Source organism: Massilia eurypsychrophila, from assembly GCF_002760655.1.
Lineage (GTDB): Bacteria > Pseudomonadota > Gammaproteobacteria > Burkholderiales > Burkholderiaceae_D > JAFCUW01.
In genome coordinates this window covers 105,147-125,094 of record NZ_PDOC01000002.1, presented here as the reverse complement: position 1 = coordinate 125,094, position 19,948 = coordinate 105,147, and the positions used below count along the sequence as shown (strand labels likewise).

Below are 19,948 nucleotides of genomic sequence, written 5' to 3'. Positions count from 1 at the left end.
ACGCCGTTGAAGATCCTGCTGGTACGGGTGTCGTCGCTGGGCGACGTGCTGCACAACCTGCCGATGGTGGCCGACATCCTGCGCCGCCATCCGGGCGCGGCGATCGACTGGGTAGTGGAAGAGGGCTACGTCAGCCTGGTGCGGCTCAACCCGCACGTGCGCAAGGTCATCCCGTTCGCGCTGCGGCGCTGGCGCAAGAGCCTCACCAGCAAAGCCACGCGCGCCGAAATCGCCGCTTTTTTCCGTACCCTGCGCGCCGAACGCTACGACTACGTGTTCGACACCCAGGGCCTGCTCAAGACCGGCATCATCATGGGCGCGGCGCGCCTGGCCCCCGGCGGGCGCAAGGTAGGCCTGGCAAACGGCAGCGAAGGCTCCGGCTACGAGGGCATCTCGCGCATCTTCCACACCGACAGCATCAAGCTCGATCCGCGTACCCACGCGGTGGCGCGCGGCCGGCTGGTGGCCGGCGCCGCGCTTGGCTATCCGGTCGACAGCGCGCCCGACTTCGGCCTGCCGGCGCCGGACCTGTCGAACCGCCCGCAATGGATGCCGGCCGCGCCATACGCGGTGTTCTTCCACGGTACCGCGCGCGAGGCCAAGAAGTGGCCGGCGGCGAACTGGATCGCCACTGGCCTGGCACTGGCGCCGATGCCGGTGCTGCTGGCATGGGGCTCGGAAGGCGAGAAGCGCGAGGCCGAACTGATCGCCGCCGGCGTGCCGAACGCGGTGGTGCTGCCGAAACTGTCGATGGACGAGGCGGTGACGCTGGCGCGCAACGCCGCGCTGGCAATCGGCGTCGACACCGGCCTGACCCACATCGCCGCCGCCTTCGTGCGCCCGACCATCGAACTGTATTGCGACTCGCCGAAGTGGAAGACCGAGGGCAACTGGTCGCCGCGCATCGTCAACCTCGGCGAGCAGGGCGCGCCGCCGTCGGTGCCGGAAGTCACTGCCGCCGCCGCGCGGCTGATGGCGGCGCCATGAAGCGCTCGACCTACACCGCCCTTTGGTATCTGACGCTGCCGCTGGTGCTGGCGCGCCTGTCGTGGCGCGGCCTGCGCGAACCTGGCTATCGCAAGCACTGGGGCGAGCGGCTCGGCTACTACGGCGACCTCGGCGCCGGCTGGCACACCATCTGGATCCACGCCGTATCGGTGGGCGAAACGCGCGCCGCCGAACCGCTGGTCGACGCGCTGATGGCGGCCTACCCGAACAGCCGCATCGTCATGACCCACATGACGCCGACCGGGCGCGCCACCGGCAAGGAGCTGTTTGCCAGGCACGGCGAACGCCTGGTGCAGTCCTACCTGCCGTACGACATGCCGTCGATGGTGCGCCGCTTCAGGCGCCATTTCACGCCGCGCGTGTGCATCCTGATGGAGACCGAGGTGTGGCCGAACCTGATCGCGGTGTGCGCCGAACGCGGCGTCGGCGTGGCGCTGGTCAACGCGCGCTTGTCCGAACGCTCGCTGCGCCGCGCCGGCCGCTTCGGCAGCCTGCTCACCGATGCCGCGCGCGCGATCTCCCTGGTGGCGGCGCAGACCGAGGCCGACGCCGAACGCGTGCGCTCGCTCGGCGTGGCCAACGTCGAAGTCACCGGCAGCATCAAGTTCGACGTGGTGGTGCCGCCAAGCGCGCACGCGATCGGCGAAGCGCTGCGCGCGCGCATCGGCGCCCGCCCGGTGCTGCTGTGTGCCAGCACCCGCGACGGCGAAGAGGCGCTGATCCTCGACGCCTTCAAGCGCATGCCGGTGCGCCCGCCCGGCATGCTGCTGCTGATCGTGCCGCGCCACCCGCAGCGCTTCGACGACGTCGCGCGGCTGGCGCAGGCGCGCGCTCTGACCCTGGCGCGCCGCTCGGACGTGGGACCGGTGGCGCCCGGCGTCGACGTCCTGCTGGGCGACTCGATGGGCGAGATGTTCGCCTATTACTTCGCCAGCGACTGCGCCTTCATCGGCGGCAGCCTGCTGCCGCTGGGCGGCCAGAACCTGATCGAAGCCTGCGCGGTCGGTAAACCAGTCCTCATTGGCGAGCATACGTTCAACTTTGCACAGGCCAGCGACGAAGCGGTGGCGGCCGGCGGCGCCCAGCGCGTGCACGACGCCGATCACATGCTCAAGCTCGCGGCCAGCCTGCTGCGCGACGGCGCTGTGCGGGAGGCGATGGGCGAGCGCGCCATGGCCTTCGCCAACCGCCATCGCGGCGCCACCGCGCGCACGCTTGAACTGTTACAGCGCCTGATTTATTAACATTTTTGTTACCATGTCTTCTTCATCGAAGGCTGACGGGGAGTCACATGCTGCGGTTTAACCATCCAAAGCCGGTCGGCAGCCGGAAACCGATCGCCGTTTTGGTCCAGCATCACCACGACCAGCGCAATACGATCACGCTCGACACCCCGCACGCCGACATACCCGCCTTGCATAACACCGGTGACCTGGCCCTGATGCCGCTCGAATTTTCGGTGCGCTACTCCTTGTTCGAATACGTCAGCTTCATGTGGCAGCACGCGCATCACCTGATCCGCCGGCGCCGCATCCACGCGCCCGCCAGCTGGTACATGCTAGTCAAAAGCACCTGGGCGTCGGCCTTCCATTTCGTCACCCAAGGGCGCTCGCGCCATACCTACGCGTTCACCATCGACCGGCATGGCATCGTGCGCACCGGACCTGGCGGCGTGACCTTGATCGGATGGGAAGATGTCAGCGCGATCCGCAGCTATGCGCGCGGGCGCCTGATGGTGCTAAAGCGCGGCACCTTGCCGATTCCGGCGCGTTGCCTGACGCGCGAGCAGTCCGACGGCCTGGCCGCCTATGCAGCGTGGGTGCGGGAAGCGGCGCACTAACCATCCCTGCGGTCAGTCGGGGAACAGCACCGGCAGTTCCTGCGAGCGCTTGCGCAGCGCCGCCTTGGCGCCGTCGTAATCCGGATACACCGATTCCACCGTCGCCCAGAAGCGCGCGCTGTGGTTCATCTCGCGCAGGTGCGCCAGTTCGTGCGCCACCACGTAGTCGATCAGCGCCAGCGGAAAGTGGATCAGGCGCCAGTTCAGCCGGATGCTGCCGTCGACCGTGCAGGAGCCCCAGCGGGTGCCGGCCGACGACAGCGTCATCGAGCTGTAGCTCACTCCCAGCCGCGGCGCATACAGGTCCATTCGCTCGCTGAACACACGCGTCGCTTCCGACTGCAGCCACAGGCGCACGCGCTCCTGCAGCTGCCACTCGGACAAGCCGGGCACCACGCCGATGGCCAGCTCGCGTAGTTCGCCGTCGAACACGCAGTGACTGCGCTCGGCCGGCTGCAGCCGCAGCGTGATGTCGCCGCCCATGAAGGGCAGCTGTGCGCCGTCGATCCACTGCACCGGCGGCTTTTGCTGGCGCAGCGCGCGCCGCTCGCCGCGTTCATGCAGCTTGGTCAGGATCCAGCGCTGCTTGGCGCGGATCGCATTGTCTATTTCGGCCAAGGTGACGCGTTTGGGCGCGGTCACGCGCAGGCCGTCGTCGTCGATCGTGAAACCGATGGAGCGGCGCGTCGAGCGCCGCAGCTGGTAGTCGAGTGCGTGGGAGCCGAGCTGGATGCGCCGCAGCGGCGTATCGATCGATGTCGGCGGGGTAGGGAAGACGACGCGCGGCGGCGCCGGCGGCGCCTTGAACAGTGCCTGGGGCGGCGGTGCCGGCGCGGCCGGTTCAAGCGCGGCGAAAAAATCCTGCGCAAATAATTCGAGTTGCTGGTCGTCGATCTTCGGTGACTTCATGTTCGGTTGCGGCGCATTGGCCCGAATAAGTGCGCCGACCCCGCTCAGCCAGCGCTGTAGGCGTGGGGCGAAATGACGCGCATTTCTGATTCTATCCAATTTTCTACCTCTTGCATCATGCTGTCGGGAGTATGATTTTGCGGCGATATCGGCTTGCCGATCGAGACCGTGATCACACCGGGACGTTTCAGGAACGAGTTTTTAGGCCAGCACTCACCTGAATTATGCGCGATCGGCACCACCACCGTGTTGGTTTCCACGGCCAGGCGCGTACCGCCGCTTTTATATTTTCCTGCCTTGCCGACCGGGATCCGCGTCCCTTCAGGGAACATGATAATCCACTGGCCGTCGGCCAGACGTCGCTTGCCCTGTTCAACCACGTGCTTGAAGGCGTTCTTGCCCTGCTTGCGGTCGATCGGGATCATGCGCAGCAGCGCCATGCCCCAGCCGAAGAACGGGATATACAGGATTTCTTTCTTGAAGACGTAGACCAGCGGGCGCTTCAGGTTCGGCAGCAGGAAGATGGTCTCCCACGCCGACTGGTGCTTCGACAGCACGATGGCTGCGGCGTCGGGCTGATTTTCCAGGCCCTTGAAGCGGTAGTGGATGCCGCAGATTACCTTGGCGGCCCAGATCACGAATACGTTCCAGCGCGACGTCACCCAGAACCGCTTGTTGTAGGGCAGCGGCGCGGCCAGCAGGCACACGCAGACCCAGACGACGGTGGCCACCACCATGACGACGGTAAACAGCAGGGAACGCAGGAACAGGCCAAATTTATACAAAATCTTTTCTCCGGGGGTAAATCAGTGGGTGCCGCCGGCAGGCGGCAGCGGTGTCTTGAGCAGCGCGCCGACCATCGCGGCGAGGTCGGCAAATACCTGGGTACCGGGCGGCAGGCCGCCGGTCTCGAACGTCTTCTGGCCTTTGCCGGTCAGGACCAGGTAGGGCACGCAGCCGGTCTTGAAGCCTGCCTGCAGGTCGCGCAGCGAGTCGCCGACGGTCGGCACGCCCTTCAGGCTGACCTTGAAGCGCTTGCTGATTTCCTCGAACATGCCGGCCTTCGGCTTTCTGCAATCGCAGTTGTCGATCGCCGCGTGCGGGCAGAAAAAGATGGCGTCGATCGTCGCGCCCACCGTCTGCGCATTGGCATGCAGCTTCTGGTGGATCGCGTTGAGGATGGTCATGTCGAACAGCTCGCGCGCGATGCCGGACTGGTTAGAAGCGATCACCACCCGGTAGCCGGCCTGATTCAGGCGCGCGATCGCTTCGAGCGAGCCCGGAATCGGCACCCACTCGGCCGGCGACTTGATGAACGCCGGCGAATCGTGGTTGATGACGCCATCGCGGTCGAGGATGATCATCTTCATCACGCCAGTCTCCTCATGCCGCCAGTTTCGAGATGTCGGCGACGCGGTTCATCATCGCGTGCAGCTGCGACAGCAGCGCCAGGCGGTTGTTGCGCAGGTCGAGATTCTCGTCCATCACCATGACGTCGTTGAAGAAGCCGTCGACGTCGTCGCGCAGCTGCGCCAGCGTCTTGAGCGTGCCGGTGAAGTCGCCGGCGGCGAACGCCGCGTCGACTTCAGGGCGCACCCGCGCCACGCTGGCGGCCAGCTTGCGCTCGGCCTCTACCTGCAGCAGCTCGGCCGACACGGCGCCCATCGCCACGTCGGTCTTTTTCAGGATATTCGTGATGCGCTTGTTGGCCGCGGCCAGCGACGCGCTCTCGGGCAGCGCGGCGAAGGCCTTGACGGCATCGAGGCGCTGCACGATGTCGTCCAGCCGGTCCGGGTTCTGCGCCAGCACCGCTTCGACTTCGTTGGCCGAAAAACCGCGCTCGCGCAGGATGCCGCGCAGGCGCTCGATGATGAAGGCGGCCACGTCGGTGGACGGATCCTTGAAGGCGGCGCGATAGTCGAACACTGAAGCCGCGTCGGCCAGCAGGTCGCTGATCGCCAGCGGCAGGCGCTTTTCGAGCAGCATGCGCAGCACGCCAAGGGCGTGGCGGCGCAGCGCGAACGGATCCTTGTCGCCGGTTGGCTGCAGGCCGATCGACCAGATGCCGACCAGCGTCTCGAGCTTGTCGGCCAGCGCCACGGCGGTGCCGGTAGCGGTCGACGGCAGCGCGTCGCCGGCAAAGCGCGGCTGGTAGTGTTCGGATGCGGCCAGCGCCACTTCCTCGTGCTCGCCGTCGTGGCGCGCGTAGTAGGCGCCCATGATGCCTTGCAGTTCAGGGAATTCACCGACCATGTCGGTCAGCAGGTCGGCCTTGGCCAGCATCGCGCCGCGCTCGGCCAGCAGCACGTCGTAGCCGAGTCGTTTTGCAATCGCGCCGGCCAGGCGCGTGACGCGCTGGGTGCGCTCGGCCTGGGTGCCCAGCTTGTTGTGGTAGACCACGTTGGCCAGCATCGGCAGGCGCGACTCGAGCGTCTTCTTCTTGTCTTGCTCGAAGAAGAACTTGGCGTCCGACAGGCGCGGACGCACCACGCGCTCGTTGCCGCCGATGATGTGCTGCGGGTCGCTCGTCTCGATGTTCGACACGATCAGGAAGCGCGAACGCAGCTTGCCGGCGCTGTCGGTGAGCGCAAAATACTTCTGGTTGGTCTGCATCGTCAGGATCAGGCATTCCTGCGGCACGGCCAGGAATTCGTCCTCGAAACGGCATTCGTACACCACTGGCCATTCGACCAGGGCGGCCACTTCATCGAGCAGCGCTTCGGGCATCAGCACCTGGTCGGCGCCGGCTTTTTCCAGCAGCGCGGCGCGGATGGCGTCCTTGCGCTGGGCGGCGCTGGCGATGACCTTGCCCTCGTTTTCGAGCATGCCGGCGTAGTTGACCGGATGCGAGATCGAGATCGGCTGGCCCTCGGACAGGAAGCGGTGGCCGAGCGTGGTGCGCCCGGCCACCAGGCCGAGCGCGGTCAAGGGAACGATCTCTTCGCCGTGCAGCGCGATCAGCGAATGGGCCGGGCGCACGAACTGCACGGTGGCGCCGTCGGGCCGCTGATAGCTCATCAGCTTCGGGATCGGCAGCTTGGCCAGCGCTTCATCGAGCGCGGCCTGCAGGCCGCCGGCCAGCGCGCTGCCTTCGGCGGTGTAGGTGTAGAAAAAGCTCTCGGCCTTGCCGTCGGCGGCGCGCTCCAGCTGGGCAACGGTGACGTCGGCGCGTCCCATCGCGGCGAGCTTCTTGGCCAGCGGCGCGGTCGGGTTGCCGTCGGCGTCAAGCGCGACCGACACCGGCAGCACTTTTTCGCGGATCGACTTGTCGGGCGAGGTGGCGCGCACGCCGGTGATCGATACGGCCAGCCGGCGCGGGGTGGCGAAGGTGGTGACGACGCTGTCGGCGTCGAGGAAGTCGCGCGACGCGAGGCCGCCGTTGATGCCGGCGGCAAAAGCGGCGCCGAGTTTGACGAGCGCCTTCGGCGGCAGTTCTTCGGTCAGCAGTTCGACGAGTAAGGTCTGGTTCATGGTTCTTTTCTTATGTGTTCGGGGTCTCAGCGGCTTCGCGGGCGGCGCTTTGCGCCATCGGGAATCCCAGCTTTTCGCGCGAATCGTAGTAGGCCTGCGCGACCAGGCGCGACAAGGTGCGCACGCGGCCGATGTAGGCGGCGCGCTCGGTCACCGAGATGGCGCCGCGGGCGTCGAGCATGTTGAAGCTGTGCGACGCCTTCATGATCTGCTCGTAGGCCGGCAAGGTCAGCGCCAGTTCGACCAGGCGCTTCGCTTCGGCTTCGTGGTTGGCGAAGGCGGCGAACAGCAGCTCGGTGTTGGCGTGCTCGAAGTTGTAGGTCGACTGCTCGACCTCGTTCTGGTGGAAGACGTCGCCGTACGACAGCGTCTTTTTCACCGGAGCGCCGGCAGCGCCATTTTCTTCCCACTCGGTCCACACCAGGTCATACACGTTCTCGACGCCCTGCAGGTACATCGCCAGACGCTCGATGCCGTAGGTGATTTCGCCGAGCACCGGCTTGCAATCGAGGCCGCCGACCTGCTGGAAGTAGGTGAACTGCGTGACCTCCATGCCGTTCAGCCAGACTTCCCAGCCGAGGCCCCAGGCGCCCAGGGTCGGGCTTTCCCAGTCGTCCTCGACGAAGCGCACGTCGTTCTGCTTCAGGTCCAGGCCGAGCGCCTCGAGCGAACCGAGATACAGGTCGAGGATGTTTTCCGGCGCCGGCTTGAGCACCACCTGGTACTGATAGTAGTGCTGCAGGCGGTTCGGGTTCTCGCCGTAGCGGCCGTCCTTCGGGCGGCGCGACGGCTGCACATACGCGGCGCGCCACGGCTCCGGGCCGATCGCGCGCAGGAAGGTGCCGGTGTGGAAAGTGCCGGCGCCGACTTCCTGGTCGTACGGCTGGAGCAGGGCGCAGCCTTGCTTGTCCCAGTAGGATTGCAAGGTCAGAATAATTTGTTGGAATGTGAGCATCGGATCTGGAAGCCGCGCCAACAGGCGCGAACGGTAGGTGAGTTTGCTAAGCGCCCAATTTTAGCGGTTTTGGGCTGCGGCTGGGAACGTAAGTAGAACAACTGGCATCATTTAGTGGCAACTAAGTGGCAACTAAGTGGCAACTAAGCGGCAACTACGCGGCGTTGGCAGCGTTGTTGCGGAACTTTCGGCCGGAAAGCCAGGCCGCCGCCAGGGCGAGCGCGCCCAGCAACAGAAAGCCCAGGTTACCGAAGCGAATGTACGGCGTCATGCCTGCCATGCCCTGCACCTTGGCCGTGAGCACGCCGCGGGTAAACGGCGGCAGTTCGGCGGTGATGTTGCCGCGCCCGTCGATGACGGCGGTGGCGCCGTTGCTGGTCGAGCGCAGCATCGGCCGTCCCGTCTCTAGCGAGCGCATGCGCGAAATCTGCAGGTGCTGCGGAATTGCCACCGACTCGCCATACCAGGCCAGGTTCGACACGTTCAGCAGCATCGTCGCCGGCGCCGCGGCGGCGCGCAGCTGGTCGGCGATTTCTTCGCCAAAGGCGTCCTCGTAGCAGACGTTCGGCAGCACCAGCTGGTCCTTGACGGCGAACGCCGGCTGGATCTTGGCGCCGCGCGTGAAGTCGCCCAGCGGGATGCGCATCAGGTCGACGAACCAGCGAAAGCCGGGCGGCACGAATTCGCCGAACGGCACCAGGTGCTGCTTGTCGAAGCGGTAGGCCTGGCCGTTCGGGCTGATGCCGGCGACGCTGTTGGCGTACTGGGTCGGGCTGTCGGCCATCGGCGTGCCATACAGCAGGCTGCTGTTGGTGTCGCGGGCGAATGCCCTGAGGCTTTCGAGGTAGCCGGGCGGCAGCTGCTGCGGCGGCAGCACGATCGCCGTTTCCGGCGTGGCGATCAGGTCGGCCGGCGCGGCGACGATCATCGAGCGGTACAGCTCCAGTGCGCGGTTGATGTACTGCGGCTCGAATTTTTCGCCCTGCGCCACGTTACCCTGCAACAGGCGCACCGAGATCGGCTGGCCGTGAGGGCGCGTCCATTCAATGTAGGTGAGGCCGAAGCCGGCCGCCATGATCGCTGCCAGCAGGCCCATTGCCGGCCAGCGCGCGCGCTGAGTGAGCGTCGCCAGGCAGGCGCCGCACAGGGCGACGAGCATGCCGATGCCGTACACGCCGATCAGCGGCGCGTAGCCCGACAGTGGACCGGTGTTGTGGGCGTAGCCGGAGGCGGCCCACGGAAAACCGGTAAACACCCAGCCGCGCATCCATTCGGACAGCGCCCAGGTGACGGGCAGGACCAGCATCAGGAACGAGGTGACCGGCAGCGACCAGCGGCGCCGCAGCCAGGCGGCAGCGCCAGTGGCAAACGCGGCGAACAGGCCCATGTAGGAGGCCAGCAGCAGGATCGCCAGCGCGGCGAGTGGCGCGGCCAGCCCGCCGAAGCGGTTCATCGCGATGTACAGCCAGTGCATGCCGGCGACCGACCAACCGAGCCCGAAGGCCCAGCCGATCCAGGTGGCGCGGCGCACCGAGGTATCCATGCCGACCTGGTAGAACACGAAGGCGAGCAGCAGCAGCTGGATGGGCCAGGCGCCGAACGGGGCGAACGAAAACAGGCTGCACAGGCCGGCGAGGGCGGCCCACAGCATCGGCCACGCGGTGCCGCGCGGCGCTCCGGCGTATTTCGGGGCGGAGACGCGTGGCCGGCGCAGCATCAGTCGCGTTCGTCCTCTGCCTGCGGCAGCCGTTCGACCAGCAGCACGTGGATCTGGCGGGCGTCGGCGCGCAGCACTTCGAAGCGCAGGTTGTCGATGTCGAACAGTTCGCCCTTGTGCGGCATGCGGCCGAGGTGATTGGCGACCAGGCCGCCGATGGTGTCGACGTCGTCGTCGACCAGCGCGGCGCCGATCTCCTCGTTGAACTGGGCCAGTTCGGTCAGCGCCTTGACGCGCCAGCGCGGGCCGAGCTGGCCTTCCTTGATCGACAGGACGTTGTCTTCTTCCTCGTCGAAGTCGTATTCGTCTTCGATGTCGCCGACGATCTGCTCGAGCACATCTTCGATCGTGATCAGGCCGGCCACGCCGCTGTATTCGTCGACGACGATCGCCATGTGATTGTGGTTGGCGCGGAAGTCGCGCAGCAGCACATTGAGGCGCTTCGATTCGGGGATGAAGATGGCAGGGCGCAGCATGTCGCGCACGTCGAACGATTCTTCGGCGTAGTAGCGCAGCAGGTCCTTGGCCAGCAGGATGCCGATGACCTTGTCGCGTTCGCCCTCGATGGCGGGAAAGCGCGAGTGCGCCGTTTGCAGCACGTCGGGCATCCACTCTTCGATCGGCTTGCTGATGTCGATGACGTCCATCTGCGAGCGCGGCACCATGATGTCGCGCGCGGACAGGTCCGACACCTGGAACACGCCTTCGATCATCGACAAGGCGTCGGCGTCGATCAGGCTGCGTTCGTGGGCGTCGTGCAGCACTTCGAGCAGCTCGGCGCGGTTTTCGGGCTCTGGGGAGATCAGTGCGGTCAGGCGTTCAAACAGTGACCGGTGTTGCTTGGCGTCCGTGCGGACGTCATTAGGGTGCTCTGGCATAGTTGGCGTGAGCCGTTGTTGCGATGGACGTAGGATACACTAAATCGGCGATTGCCCGTTTTTTAAGCAGAGCGGGTGCGCGACAGGGCGGCAGAAATCGGCTCAGCCATCGAGCCAGCTGACCGCCGCGAACTGCTCGGTCAGCCTTACCTTATAGGACGATTCGTCCGGCCGGCTGGACGTGAGCTCGACCGCGCCCGCTCCGACTTGCGTGCGCACCAGCGCCGCCTCGGACATTTGCCGCGCGATTGCGTCGGCGTGGGCGCCATCCCAGCGCGACTTGACGGCCGACAGCAGCCTGGCAATCGCGGCTGATTCGGACGGTGCCTTGCCGCTGCCGAAAGTCACGCGGATCTCGGTGACCAGGTCCATGCAGCCGGCGTGTTGAACCGACAGCACGTCGCCACCTTGCAGGCGCCAGCTGACCAGGCGATGTCGGTTGTCAAGCCGGCCGCCGGGGTGCCGCTTGGCCAGGTCGACAGCGCGCTGGTCCAGGGTGTTTTGGTTGATGCCGCATTCCTCGGCGTGAGCGTGCCCGGCTGGAAGAAAACAAATCGCTAGGAACAAAGCGCCTGGTAGTCGCATCGATCACTTTCGGAGTTCTTATGAAGACCGGCCAGCATTGATGCTGGCCATTGTTCTCAATCATACGCTTCGTTGCTCGTTAAGGCTAAATCGTCAATCTTATGCGTTTGCAATGACTCTGCAGGAGGAAGCGTCTTGATCACCGCGCGGCAGACGAGCGGTAGCTAGCGGAGGTAGTCAGGGCCCTGTACCGAACCGCAGTTGCGTGCCGCCGTGGAACGGCTCCCGATCGGGCGAATACAGCTCGCTCCAGCGGTTGGTGCGCCCGAGGATCTGGTCGGTGACGAGGATCGCGCCGGCGGTGCAGTGGGTCATGCCGTTGCCGGAGTCGCCGGTGATGATGAAGACGTTGCCTTCGTCGAGCGGATTGCGGCCCAGCAGGGCGATGCCGTCGCCCGGTTCCATCACCCGGCCCGACCAGGCGTAGTCGACCTGGCCGGCGAGCGGGAAGCGCGCCCGCGCCCACGCTTCGATTTCGTCGTAGCGCTGCTGCGCCGGCGGACTCGCCGGGTCCTGGTGGTCCTGGCCGCCGACGACCAGCAGCTCGTAGTTGGCGTCCGGCCTGGCCGACGCCAGCCGCACGTAGTAGTACGGTTTACCGGTATCCCACAGCAGCGCGCGCGGCAGCGCGTCTTTCGGCACGCGCAGGCCAAGCACGTAGCTGCGGTACGACTGCTGCATGCCGTGCTTGACGAAGCGGTCGATGAACGGCACGTTGGTGGCGATGACGACGGCGCCTGCCGTGATCGCGCCCTGTTTGCAGCGCACCGTCTGCGTGACGGCGTCGCCGCCGACGTCGAGCGCGCGGGTGTGGTCGTGGATCGTCCCGCCGAGCGTGATGATCGCGCGCGCCAGGCCGGCCAGGTATTTGAGCGGATGGAACTGGGCCTGGCGCGCAAAGCGCAGGCACGGGCCGGTGTCGAACTGCAGACCGGGCACGCGCTCTAAGCGGCGCACGTCGAGGCCGAAGCGGCTCGTCACCGCGTACTCGCTCTCGAGCACCGCGTTCCACTGGCCGTGCGGGTTGAACAGGTAGCCGTCGAGGCGTTCGAATTCGCAGTCGATCTGCTCGACGCGGATGATCGATTCGACGCAGTCGGTGGCGCGGCGGTAGCTGTCGGCCACCAGCGCGGCCTTGACGGTGCCGAAGCCGCGTTCGAGTTCGGAGAAGCGCTCGTCGGGCGGGAACATGTGGGCCGTGCTGCGGCCGGTTTCGCCGGCGCCGATGCCGGCGCTGTCGATGACGAGCACCGTTTTACCTTCGCGCAGCAGCATGTAGGCAGTGGTCAGGCCGGCGATGCCGGCGCCGATCACGCAGACGTCGGCGGTAGTGTCGCCGTCGAGGGCGGGAAAGGCAGGCATGCTGGCGCTATCGAGCCAGATTGAGGTGTTCGGATGTTGTGGTGCTTGCATAGGCAGGCTCTCCTGTCTGTAGTTCCTTTGTGTAAGGTTCCAGTAGACAGGATTGTTCAATCGACAACGGTACGATCGCTAACAGAGCGGGGCGGAGCGGAGGAGTTTAGGCTGTAGGAGGGCGCCGCGTTTTCCAGTGGGCAAAATACTACTAGGAAATCTGCGCGGCGCTCGCTAGCTGTGCGCGTCGGCGTACGGATCGGGATAGCCGAGCGCTTCGATGATGTCGCGCTCGAGCTGCTCCATTTCGCCGGCTTCTTCCTCGTGTTCGTGGTCGTAGCCCTGGGCGTGCAGCACGCCGTGCACCACCAGGTGGGCGGTGTGCTCTTCGACCGTCTTCTTCTGTTCGGCCGCTTCGCGTTCCAGCACGTCGGTGCAGAGGATGATGTCGGCGCGGGTCGGCTCGTCGGCGGCCAGTTCCTCGCCTTCGTTGTAGGCGAACGTGAGCACGTTGGTGGCGTAGTCCTTGGCGCGGTAATCACGGTTGAGCGCGCGCCCCTCTTCCTCGGCGACGAAGCGGATGGCCAGCTCGGCCGGCCCGAGCAGGGCCGCCTGCACCCAGCGCCGCACCTTCTGGCGCGACACGGTCGCCAGCAGGCGCGCATCGGGATACTGCACCGACAGCGCGAGCTTATTTTTTGCGGACATTTTTAGCAGCCGGTTTGGGCAGGGCGATCAGCTCCTGGATCGATGCGGCCGACTCGTAGGCGTCGACGATACGGCCCACCAGCGGATGGCGCACCACGTCGGCGCTGGAGAACTGGGTGAAGGCGATGCCGCGCACGTCCTTGAGGACGTGCACCGCGTCGATCAAGCCGCTCTTCTGGGTCTTGTGCAGGTCGACCTGGGTGACGTCGCCGGTCACCACGGCCTTGCTGCCGAAGCCGATCCGGGTCAGGAACATCTTCATCTGTTCGACCGTCGTGTTCTGCGCTTCGTCGAGGATGACGAACGCGTGGTTCAGCGTGCGCCCGCGCATGTAGGCCAGCGGCGCGATCTCGATAACCTGTTTCTCGAACATCTTCTGGGTGCGGTCGAAGCCGAGCAGGTCGTACAGCGCGTCGTACAAAGGCCGCAGGTACGGGTCGACCTTCGAGGCCATGTCGCCGGGCAGGAAACCGAGGCGCTCGCCCGCTTCCACCGCCGGGCGCGTGAGGACGATGCGCTTGACGGCGTCGCGTTCGAGCGCGTCGACCGCGCACGCCACCGCCAGGTAGGTCTTGCCGGTGCCGGCCGGGCCGACGCCGAAGGCGATGTCGTGCTCGAGGATCGCGCGCAGGTACTGGATCTGGTGCGGCGTGCGTCCGCGCAGGTCGGCGCGGCGCGTCTTGAGCACCGGCGTGGTGATCTCGGACATGTCCGGATGCTCTTCGCCCGGCGCTTCCGGCGCGATGGTCGGCGCGAGGCCCGAGCGCTGTTCGACCAGCGCCAGCTGCACTTCCTCGATCGGCACGATCTTGTTGGCGACTGCATAGAAGCGCTCGAGGATCTCGACGGCGACATCGGCGTTGCTGCCGCTGACGATGAATTTTTCGCCGCGGCGGAAAATGGTGACGTCGAGGGCGGCCGAAATCTGGCGCAGGTTTTCGTCGAGCGGGCCGCACAGGTGGGCCAGCCGGGTGTTGTCGAGCGGCTCGGGGACGAAGTACGAGGGCTGGGTAGGGGTCTTGGTTTTCAACTGGCTTTCGCTATCAGGTCGGCGCTGGCGACTAGTTCGCCGCGCAAGGTGTAGTTAAAACTCTCGGTGATCCTCACGTCGGCCATGCTGCCCACCAGCGCGGCAAACTGCGCGCCGCCGGCGGCAAAGTTGACGACGCGGTTGTTCTCGGTGCGACCGGCAAGTTCGCCGGCGTCTTTCTTGGACGGGCCTTCGACCAGGATGCGCTGCACCGTGCCGACCATGGCCGCGCTGAACTTGCGCGTGTTGGCGTCGATCGCCGCCTGCAGGCGCTGCAAGCGCGCCAGCTTGACCTCGTGCGGCGTGTCGTCTTCCAGGTTGGCCGCCGGCGTGCCGGGGCGCTTGCTGAAGATGAAGCTGTAGCTGGTGTCGAAGCCGACGTCAGCGATCAGCTTCATCATCGCTTCGAAGTCGGCCTCGGTCTCGCCCGGGAAGCCGACGATGAAGTCCGACGAAATCGACATGTTCGGGCGCACCGCCTTGATGCGGCGGATGATCGACTTGTACTCGAGCGCCGTGTAGCCGCGCTTCATGGCGCCGAGCACGCGGTCCGAGCCATGCTGGGCCGGCAGGTACAAGTGGTCGACCAGCTGCGGGATGGTGGCGTAGGCGTCGATCAGGCGCTGGGTGAATTCCTTCGGGTGGCTGGTGACGAAGCGAATGCGCTCGACGCCGGGGATGGCGGCGACGTATTCGAGCAGCAGCGCGAAGTCGGCGGTTTCGGCACTCCCTTCACCGCCCTCCATGATGCCGCGGAAGGCGTTGACGTTCTGCCCCAGCAGCGTGATCTCGCGCACGCCCTGCGCGGCCAGACCGGCCACTTCGGCGAGCACGTCCTCGAACCGGCGCGACACTTCTTCGCCGCGGGTGTACGGCACCACGCAGTAGCTGCAGTACTTGCTGCAGCCTTCCATGATCGACACGAACGCCGAGGCGCCGTCGGTGCGCGCTGGCGGCAGGTGGTCGAACTTTTCGATTTCGGGGAAGCTAATGTCGACCTGCGCGGCGCCGCTGCTGCGCCGTTCGCGCATCATCTGCGGCAGCCGGTGCAAGGTCTGCGGGCCGAACACCATGTCGACATACGGCGCGCGCTTGACGATGGCGTCGCCTTCCTGCGAGGCGACGCAGCCGCCGACGCCGATCAGCAGGTCGGGCCTGGCCAGCTTCAGCTCGCGCAGGCGGCCCAGGTCCGAAAACACCTTCTCCTGCGCCTTTTCGCGCACCGAGCAGGTGTTGAGCAGGATGACGTCGGCGTCTTCCGGCGTATCGGTACGCACCATGCCGTCCGAGGCGCCGAGCACGTCCGCCATCTTGTCGGAATCGTACTCGTTCATCTGGCAGCCGAAGGTCTTGATAAATACTTTTTTCTGCATGGAATGTTCTTACTTGTGGTGTGCTGACGCTGTGACAATGCGAGGTGGCAGTTTACCGTAAATCGGTAACTTGGGCGGATTCGGTCCGGCAGCGCGTGCCGCCGGCTAAAGTATTAAAATGTCAACGAATATGTTAAACGCGTCGCCGCGCCGACGACTATTGGTATTGCTTTGCGCAAATTATACTGGCCGTTTCCTGCCGATAACTTTCACATCCGTTAAATTGCCCAGGAGTATTTCCTCTTGTAAATCAAGGGCTTCCGCTGGAATCGTTAAGCACAAACTGAATTCAAGAAAACTCTTGCGTGCGCCACAAATTATCCCCATGTGTTGAAATGCCGTTGTGACAAGCTTTCCGCACGATAGCTTGATTTCAAACAATGTAGGCGAAGCGAAGGTCGGATGTACTGATGGCGTATGAGTCTGATAATTTGTTTGATAAACAAGTGCGGTGGGAAGGCGAGTAGCGCGCAGGCGCAAACGATCCGGCAACGGTGCACGTGATTGATCGGTGGTTTGACAGTTTGATCATCACACGTCGTTTTCCGGGAACTTATTTGACGAAAGATAGTCTTTAACAAAGTTCGTAACGGAACTATTTCAACCACATACACGAGGTAAATCATGGCACACCATGCTTTGGCATCACAAGAAAGTTACAACCCGAACCACCTGCTCGACATCCTGCTCGGCAAAATGCAGCTCAAGAACGACGCTGCCTTGTCGCGCATGCTCGAGGTGGCCCCGCCGGTGATCAGCAAGATTCGCCACCATCGCCTGCCGGTCGGCGCGTCACTGCTGATCCGCATGCACGAAGTGACCGGCATGAGCATCCGCGACCTGCGCGACCTGATGGGCGATCGGCGCACCAAGTATCGTCTGTCCGACGCCCAGGGCCGTCCAAAGGCGGAAGACAAGGCAGCCGCCGAGGCCGCAGCGTCGACCACCACCGGCAACTATGCCCATTGATTCGGCCGGCGTGGCGGCAGCGGCTGTCATGCCAGCGGCGGGTAGAGTAGCAACACGCAGTACGCGAAGGACGTGATCGGCGCCATCGATTCGGTTGAATCGCGGCGCCGGGCACCGTCTCCTCCGCACGCCGTGCGCCTGGGCGTCAGCCCATCAGGACGGTAGCAATTTCTTGAAACTGCAGTTCCGTTTCACGGAAGACATGCAGGTAGCTTTCCTCAGTGAGGCCCAGCGCGGTCCAGGCGACCGGCGAAACGCGGGGCACCAGCTCGTCGGACTCACGCGCGAGATCCAGCGCGTGAACGATGGCATTGGCCACATGAATGATGGTGGCGAGGAATCCAGCGCCCGGGTGCTCCGGGCTGTGGTGGTTGGCAATCGCCAAGCGCATCGTGTCCGAAAACCCCCAGTGTTCCGCCAGCGCGACGCCCGCCATTACATGGTCGACGCCAAGCACCGCCCGTTCCGCGTCGAGCATGTCGATGTCGTGCGCGGCGCGGTAAGCGATCGCTTCGGCGTAGCGCTCCGGGTAGGAGCTCACCAGTACCAGGCGGCCAATGTCGTGCAGCAGGCCGGCGGTGAAAGCGTAGTCCTGGTTGAAGCGCATGCGCCGTGCCAACACGCGCGCACAGGCGGCGGTGCCGATCGAATGGCGCCAGAATGCCTTGTCGTCAAAGCCGGCGCACTTGCCGGCCGCGAAGCAACCGGTGACGGCGGCGGCGGTGATGATGTTGCGCGTCGTCTGAAAGCCGAGAAACGTGATCGCCTGCTGAATCGTCGTGACCTTCACCTGCAGGCCGTACACCGACGCGTTGGCCAGCCGCAGCGTCTTGGCCGTCAGCGCCTGGTCGTGCGAGACTTTCTTGGCCAGCACGGAGATGTCGACGTCTTCCTGGTCGATGCTGGTGAGCAGTTCCATCACTACCGCAGGCAGCGACGGCAGGTCTTCCAGTTTGCCGACCACGTCGTCGAGGCTGAGCGGGGTCATTGCGTGATCTCCCGCTCGAGCCGATAGTCCGTCATGTAGCGGTACAGCGCGGCGGTGGCGCCATCGTTGTCGTCGCCGGCGTCGTGGCCGCGGAACAGGTGGGCCAGGCGCGCCTGCACCGCGGCGCAGTCGACTGCCGGCGCGGCGGCGGCGGCGCCGCCGCACAGGATCGCCAGCATCTCGATGCCATGGCGCGGTAGCAGGGCGATGATCGCCATGGTCAGCACGGCGCCTTGCGGCAACAGCACCTGCCCCTGCTGGTCTAGCAACACATCCGAGAGCACCATCCCGGGCCGTACATCGGCCAGCGCCAGGTGCTGATAAGCTGAACTCATGCCATCCTCCAATTTATTTCTCTATAGTACCATCGGCGCGCGACGCGGATGACTGTAAATCTGACCGACTGTCGCTCGCTTGCCAAGCGGCAGGGCTTCCCTTACATTGGGGGACAGCGTCCTTGAAAGGGTCGAATGTTCAGTATTCAAAGCCGCTTGCAACTGCTGTTCGTGCTGATCGTCACGCTGGTGCTGACCATTTCCGGCAGCTATGCCCAGTACTCGCTCGGCAAGGAACTCGAGAGCAGCAACCAGCGCCTGCGCGACGGCGTCCTGACCCGCCTCGGGATCAGCCTGCCGTCGGCGCTGTGGGACCTCGACAAGGCCAAGGTCGAGACGATCCTGGAAGCTGAAATGCTGCCGCCGGAAGTGGTCTCGATCCGCGTCTATGACAGCGCGGTGGGCCTGTTCGCAGGCAAGGCGCGCGGCGCCGACGGCGGCCTCGTCGCGGCCGGCCGCCAGCCGCCGGCCGGCGCCACCCCGGTCGCCGCCGAACTCGTGTTCCGCGACGCCGGTTCGGCCAGCACCAGCATGCAGCCGGTAGCGGTGGGCAAGGTCGTCGTGTATTTCAGCCGCGCGCAGATCGACGCCGCGCTGTCGTCCGAACTGATGCGCAAGGTCGTCGAGGTGCTGCTGCTCGACGTCATCCTGGTGCTGGCGCTGTCGTTGTCGCTGCGCGTCGTGTTCCGCCCGCTGCGCCGGCTCAGCGACGGCCTGTTCGAGCTGGCCACGCGCAGCACCGGCGAAGTCGAGGAGTTGCCGGAAAACCGACGCGACGAGCTCGGCGACGTCATCCGCGGCTTCAACCAGATCCAGCGCCGCCTGAAGTCGACCATCCTGCGCATCCGCGAGGCCGAGGACGCCGCGCTGCGCTCGGCGCAGCAGACCGAGCAGGCGATGACGGATCTGCGCCGCACCCAGGAGTCGCTGCTGCAGGCCGAGCGGCTGGCCTCGCTGGGCAGCCTGGTCGCCGGCGTGGCGCACGAAATCAATACGCCGGTCGGCATCGCCCTGACCAGCGCGTCGGTGCTGAAGGATGCCACCGACCAGCTGCAGGCAGCCGTCGCCGCCGACGGGCTGAAAAAATCGGTGGTGCTGCGCTACCTTGAAACGGCCGCCGAAAGCACCCGCCTGATCATCAACAACGCCTACCGCGCAGCCCACCTGATCCACAGTTTCAAGCAGATCGCGGTCGACCAGACCAGCGAGGCGCGGCGCCGGTTCGCGCTGATGGCGTATATCGACGAAATCGTCACCAGCCTGCGGCCGAAGCTGAAGAACATCGCCATCGAGCTCAAGCTCGAGGGCGACGACGACATCGTGCTCGACAGTTACCCCGGCGCGTTTGCCCAGGTCATCACCAACCTGATGCTCAATTGCGCCGAGCATGCGTTCTCGCCGGACCATCCCGGCACGATCGACATTCACGCGCGGGTAGTGGGCGACATGGTCGAACTGCTGCTCACCGATAACGGCAAAGGCATCCCACCGGAGGCGCTCGACCGCATCTTCGATCCTTTCTTCACGACCCGGCGCGGGCAGGGCGGCACCGGACTGGGCCTGAACATCGTCTACAACCTCGTCGTCAAACAGTTTTGCGGCACCATCAAGGCGCGCAGCACGGTCGGCGTCGGCACCGAATTTACCTTGCGTATCCCGCGCGTGACGCCGCGCGACGGCGCCGTCGACATCGATGCGGTGGAAAGCGCCGGCGCACCGCCGCATTAGCTGCGGCGCTTGCGCCGGGCCAAGCTGGACCGCTGGGTTTGTTGTATTCTCGCCATGCCGCGCGCCTCCGGAACAACGGCGGCCGGGCCCGCTGCGCGATC

Annotated in this window: 20 protein-coding genes; 6 read left to right on the top strand and 14 right to left on the bottom strand. The window is 65.4% G+C overall.

The genetic code is table 11. The features are described from left to right. Positions 1–6 precede the first annotated feature (6 nt). From waaC to CR105_RS03380, 3 genes are read left to right on the top strand one after another with little or no spacing between them, the layout of a single operon-like run. Complete coding sequence (waaC, locus tag CR105_RS03390; RefSeq protein ID WP_099787034.1) at positions 7–987, top strand: lipopolysaccharide heptosyltransferase I; 981 nt, start codon at positions 7–9, stop codon at positions 985–987. Then, positions 984–2,252: a lipid IV(A) 3-deoxy-D-manno-octulosonic acid transferase gene (waaA, locus tag CR105_RS03385; protein WP_099787033.1), complete on the top strand. Its 1,269-nt coding sequence runs from the start codon at positions 984–986 to the stop codon at positions 2,250–2,252. The genes waaC and waaA overlap by 4 nt, the downstream gene beginning before the upstream one ends. A 47-nt stretch (positions 2,253–2,299) precedes the next feature. Further along, positions 2,300–2,848, top strand: coding sequence for a YcxB family protein (locus CR105_RS03380; protein ID WP_229413606.1), 549 nt, complete (start codon positions 2,300–2,302; stop codon positions 2,846–2,848). Between the two features lie 12 nt (positions 2,849–2,860). On the opposite strand, the gene CR105_RS03375 is transcribed toward CR105_RS03380, so the two are convergent. The 8 genes from CR105_RS03375 to CR105_RS27710 form a co-directional block, all read right to left on the bottom strand. Next, positions 2,861–3,757 (bottom strand): M48 family metallopeptidase, encoded by an 897-nt coding sequence (locus CR105_RS03375; RefSeq protein ID WP_099787032.1) that lies wholly within the window; start codon positions 3,755–3,757, stop codon positions 2,861–2,863. A gap of 44 nt (positions 3,758–3,801) precedes the next feature. Continuing rightward, on the bottom strand, positions 3,802–4,542 hold the full coding sequence (locus tag CR105_RS03370) for a lysophospholipid acyltransferase family protein (protein ID WP_229413604.1): 741 nt from the start codon (positions 4,540–4,542) through the stop codon (positions 3,802–3,804). Between the two features lie 21 nt (positions 4,543–4,563). After that, positions 4,564–5,127, bottom strand: coding sequence for a D-glycero-beta-D-manno-heptose 1,7-bisphosphate 7-phosphatase (gmhB, locus tag CR105_RS03365; RefSeq protein WP_099787031.1), 564 nt, complete (start codon positions 5,125–5,127; stop codon positions 4,564–4,566). 13 nt (positions 5,128–5,140) lie between these two features. Beyond that, positions 5,141–7,228, bottom strand: coding sequence for a glycine--tRNA ligase subunit beta (gene glyS, locus CR105_RS03360; protein WP_099787030.1), 2,088 nt, complete (start codon positions 7,226–7,228; stop codon positions 5,141–5,143). Positions 7,229–7,238: 10 nt separating this feature from the next. Then, entirely contained in the window at positions 7,239–8,183 is a 945-nt protein-coding gene (gene glyQ, locus CR105_RS03355; RefSeq protein WP_099787029.1) for a glycine--tRNA ligase subunit alpha, read from the bottom strand. 154 nt (positions 8,184–8,337) lie between these two features. After that, a complete protein-coding gene (lnt, locus tag CR105_RS03350) occupies positions 8,338–9,900 on the bottom strand; it encodes an apolipoprotein N-acyltransferase (protein WP_099787028.1) in 1,563 nt (520 codons plus the stop codon). Next, positions 9,900–10,778 carry a CorC family transporter gene (locus tag CR105_RS03345; RefSeq protein ID WP_099787027.1) on the bottom strand — a complete coding sequence of 293 codons (879 nt, stop codon included), beginning with the start codon at positions 10,776–10,778 and terminating at the stop codon, positions 9,900–9,902. The genes lnt and CR105_RS03345 overlap by 1 nt, the downstream gene beginning before the upstream one ends. 102 nt (positions 10,779–10,880) lie before the next feature. Next, entirely contained in the window at positions 10,881–11,177 is a 297-nt protein-coding gene (locus CR105_RS27710) for a hypothetical protein (RefSeq protein ID WP_131021607.1), read from the bottom strand. Here CR105_RS27710 and CR105_RS28185 point away from each other — a divergent pair. Further along, positions 11,163–11,339, top strand: a complete 177-nt coding sequence (locus CR105_RS28185) for a hypothetical protein (RefSeq protein ID WP_180288073.1) — start codon at positions 11,163–11,165, stop codon at positions 11,337–11,339. The two genes, CR105_RS27710 and CR105_RS28185, sit on opposite strands and share 15 nt — an antisense overlap. Positions 11,340–11,540: 201 nt before the next feature. Here CR105_RS28185 and CR105_RS03335 read toward each other — a convergent pair whose 3' ends face one another. The 4 genes from CR105_RS03335 to miaB form a co-directional block, all read right to left on the bottom strand. Further along, positions 11,541–12,776 carry an NAD(P)/FAD-dependent oxidoreductase gene (locus CR105_RS03335; RefSeq protein ID WP_229413602.1) on the bottom strand — a complete coding sequence of 412 codons (1,236 nt, stop codon included), beginning with the start codon at positions 12,774–12,776 and terminating at the stop codon, positions 11,541–11,543. 174 nt (positions 12,777–12,950) lie between these two features. Next, on the bottom strand, positions 12,951–13,424 hold the full coding sequence (gene ybeY, locus CR105_RS03330; RefSeq protein WP_099787025.1) for an rRNA maturation RNase YbeY: 474 nt from the start codon (positions 13,422–13,424) through the stop codon (positions 12,951–12,953). Then, complete coding sequence (locus CR105_RS03325; RefSeq protein ID WP_099787024.1) at positions 13,408–14,454, bottom strand: PhoH family protein; 1,047 nt, start codon at positions 14,452–14,454, stop codon at positions 13,408–13,410. The genes ybeY and CR105_RS03325 overlap by 17 nt, the downstream gene beginning before the upstream one ends. After that, positions 14,451–15,827: a tRNA (N6-isopentenyl adenosine(37)-C2)-methylthiotransferase MiaB gene (gene miaB, locus CR105_RS03320; protein WP_099787023.1), complete on the bottom strand. Its 1,377-nt coding sequence runs from the start codon at positions 15,825–15,827 to the stop codon at positions 14,451–14,453. The genes CR105_RS03325 and miaB overlap by 4 nt, the downstream gene beginning before the upstream one ends. Before the next feature lie 624 nt (positions 15,828–16,451). Between miaB and CR105_RS03315 the strand changes: the two genes are divergently transcribed. Then, the gene (locus CR105_RS03315) at positions 16,452–16,796 is read left to right on the top strand and encodes a hypothetical protein (RefSeq protein ID WP_099787022.1); all 345 of its coding nucleotides are present in this window, start codon (positions 16,452–16,454) and stop codon (positions 16,794–16,796) included. A 145-nt stretch (positions 16,797–16,941) separates the two neighbouring features. On the opposite strand, the gene CR105_RS03310 is transcribed toward CR105_RS03315, so the two are convergent. Both CR105_RS03310 and CR105_RS03305 read right to left on the bottom strand, forming a co-directional pair. After that, positions 16,942–17,784, bottom strand: coding sequence for an HDOD domain-containing protein (locus CR105_RS03310; protein WP_099787021.1), 843 nt, complete (start codon positions 17,782–17,784; stop codon positions 16,942–16,944). Next, positions 17,781–18,119, bottom strand: a complete 339-nt coding sequence (locus tag CR105_RS03305; RefSeq protein WP_099787020.1) for a hypothetical protein — start codon at positions 18,117–18,119, stop codon at positions 17,781–17,783. Before CR105_RS03305 ends, CR105_RS03310 begins: the two co-directional genes overlap by 4 nt. 135 nt (positions 18,120–18,254) lie before the next feature. Here CR105_RS03305 and CR105_RS03300 point away from each other — a divergent pair, with 135 nt between their 5' ends. Continuing rightward, positions 18,255–19,847 (top strand): sensor histidine kinase, encoded by a 1,593-nt coding sequence (locus tag CR105_RS03300; RefSeq protein WP_099787019.1) that lies wholly within the window; start codon positions 18,255–18,257, stop codon positions 19,845–19,847. Positions 19,848–19,948 lie beyond the last annotated feature (101 nt).

Coding starts and splice junctions, on each gene's coding strand:
- CR105_RS03305 (WP_099787020.1), bottom strand. CDS start 18,119: ATGAGTTCAGCTTATCAGCACCTGGCGCTGGCCGATGTACGGCCCGGG.
- ybeY (WP_099787025.1), bottom strand. CDS start 13,424: ATGTCCGCAAAAAATAAGCTCGCGCTGTCGGTGCAGTATCCCGATGCG.
- glyS (WP_099787030.1), bottom strand. CDS start 7,228: ATGAACCAGACCTTACTCGTCGAACTGCTGACCGAAGAACTGCCGCCG.
- CR105_RS03310 (WP_099787021.1), bottom strand. CDS start 17,784: ATGACCCCGCTCAGCCTCGACGACGTGGTCGGCAAACTGGAAGACCTG.
- gmhB (WP_099787031.1), bottom strand. CDS start 5,127: ATGAAGATGATCATCCTCGACCGCGATGGCGTCATCAACCACGATTCG.
- CR105_RS03335 (WP_229413602.1), bottom strand. CDS start 12,776: ATGCAAGCACCACAACATCCGAACACCTCAATCTGGCTCGATAGCGCC.
- CR105_RS03315 (WP_099787022.1), top strand. CDS start 16,452: ATGGCACACCATGCTTTGGCATCACAAGAAAGTTACAACCCGAACCAC.
- CR105_RS03380 (WP_229413606.1), top strand. CDS start 2,300: ATGCTGCGGTTTAACCATCCAAAGCCGGTCGGCAGCCGGAAACCGATC.
- CR105_RS03375 (WP_099787032.1), bottom strand. CDS start 3,757: ATGAAGTCACCGAAGATCGACGACCAGCAACTCGAATTATTTGCGCAG.
- lnt (WP_099787028.1), bottom strand. CDS start 9,900: ATGCTGCGCCGGCCACGCGTCTCCGCCCCGAAATACGCCGGAGCGCCG.
- waaA (WP_099787033.1), top strand. CDS start 984: ATGAAGCGCTCGACCTACACCGCCCTTTGGTATCTGACGCTGCCGCTG.
- CR105_RS03300 (WP_099787019.1), top strand. CDS start 18,255: ATGTTCAGTATTCAAAGCCGCTTGCAACTGCTGTTCGTGCTGATCGTC.
- glyQ (WP_099787029.1), bottom strand. CDS start 8,183: ATGCTCACATTCCAACAAATTATTCTGACCTTGCAATCCTACTGGGAC.
- miaB (WP_099787023.1), bottom strand. CDS start 15,827: ATGCAGAAAAAAGTATTTATCAAGACCTTCGGCTGCCAGATGAACGAG.
- CR105_RS03345 (WP_099787027.1), bottom strand. CDS start 10,778: ATGCCAGAGCACCCTAATGACGTCCGCACGGACGCCAAGCAACACCGG.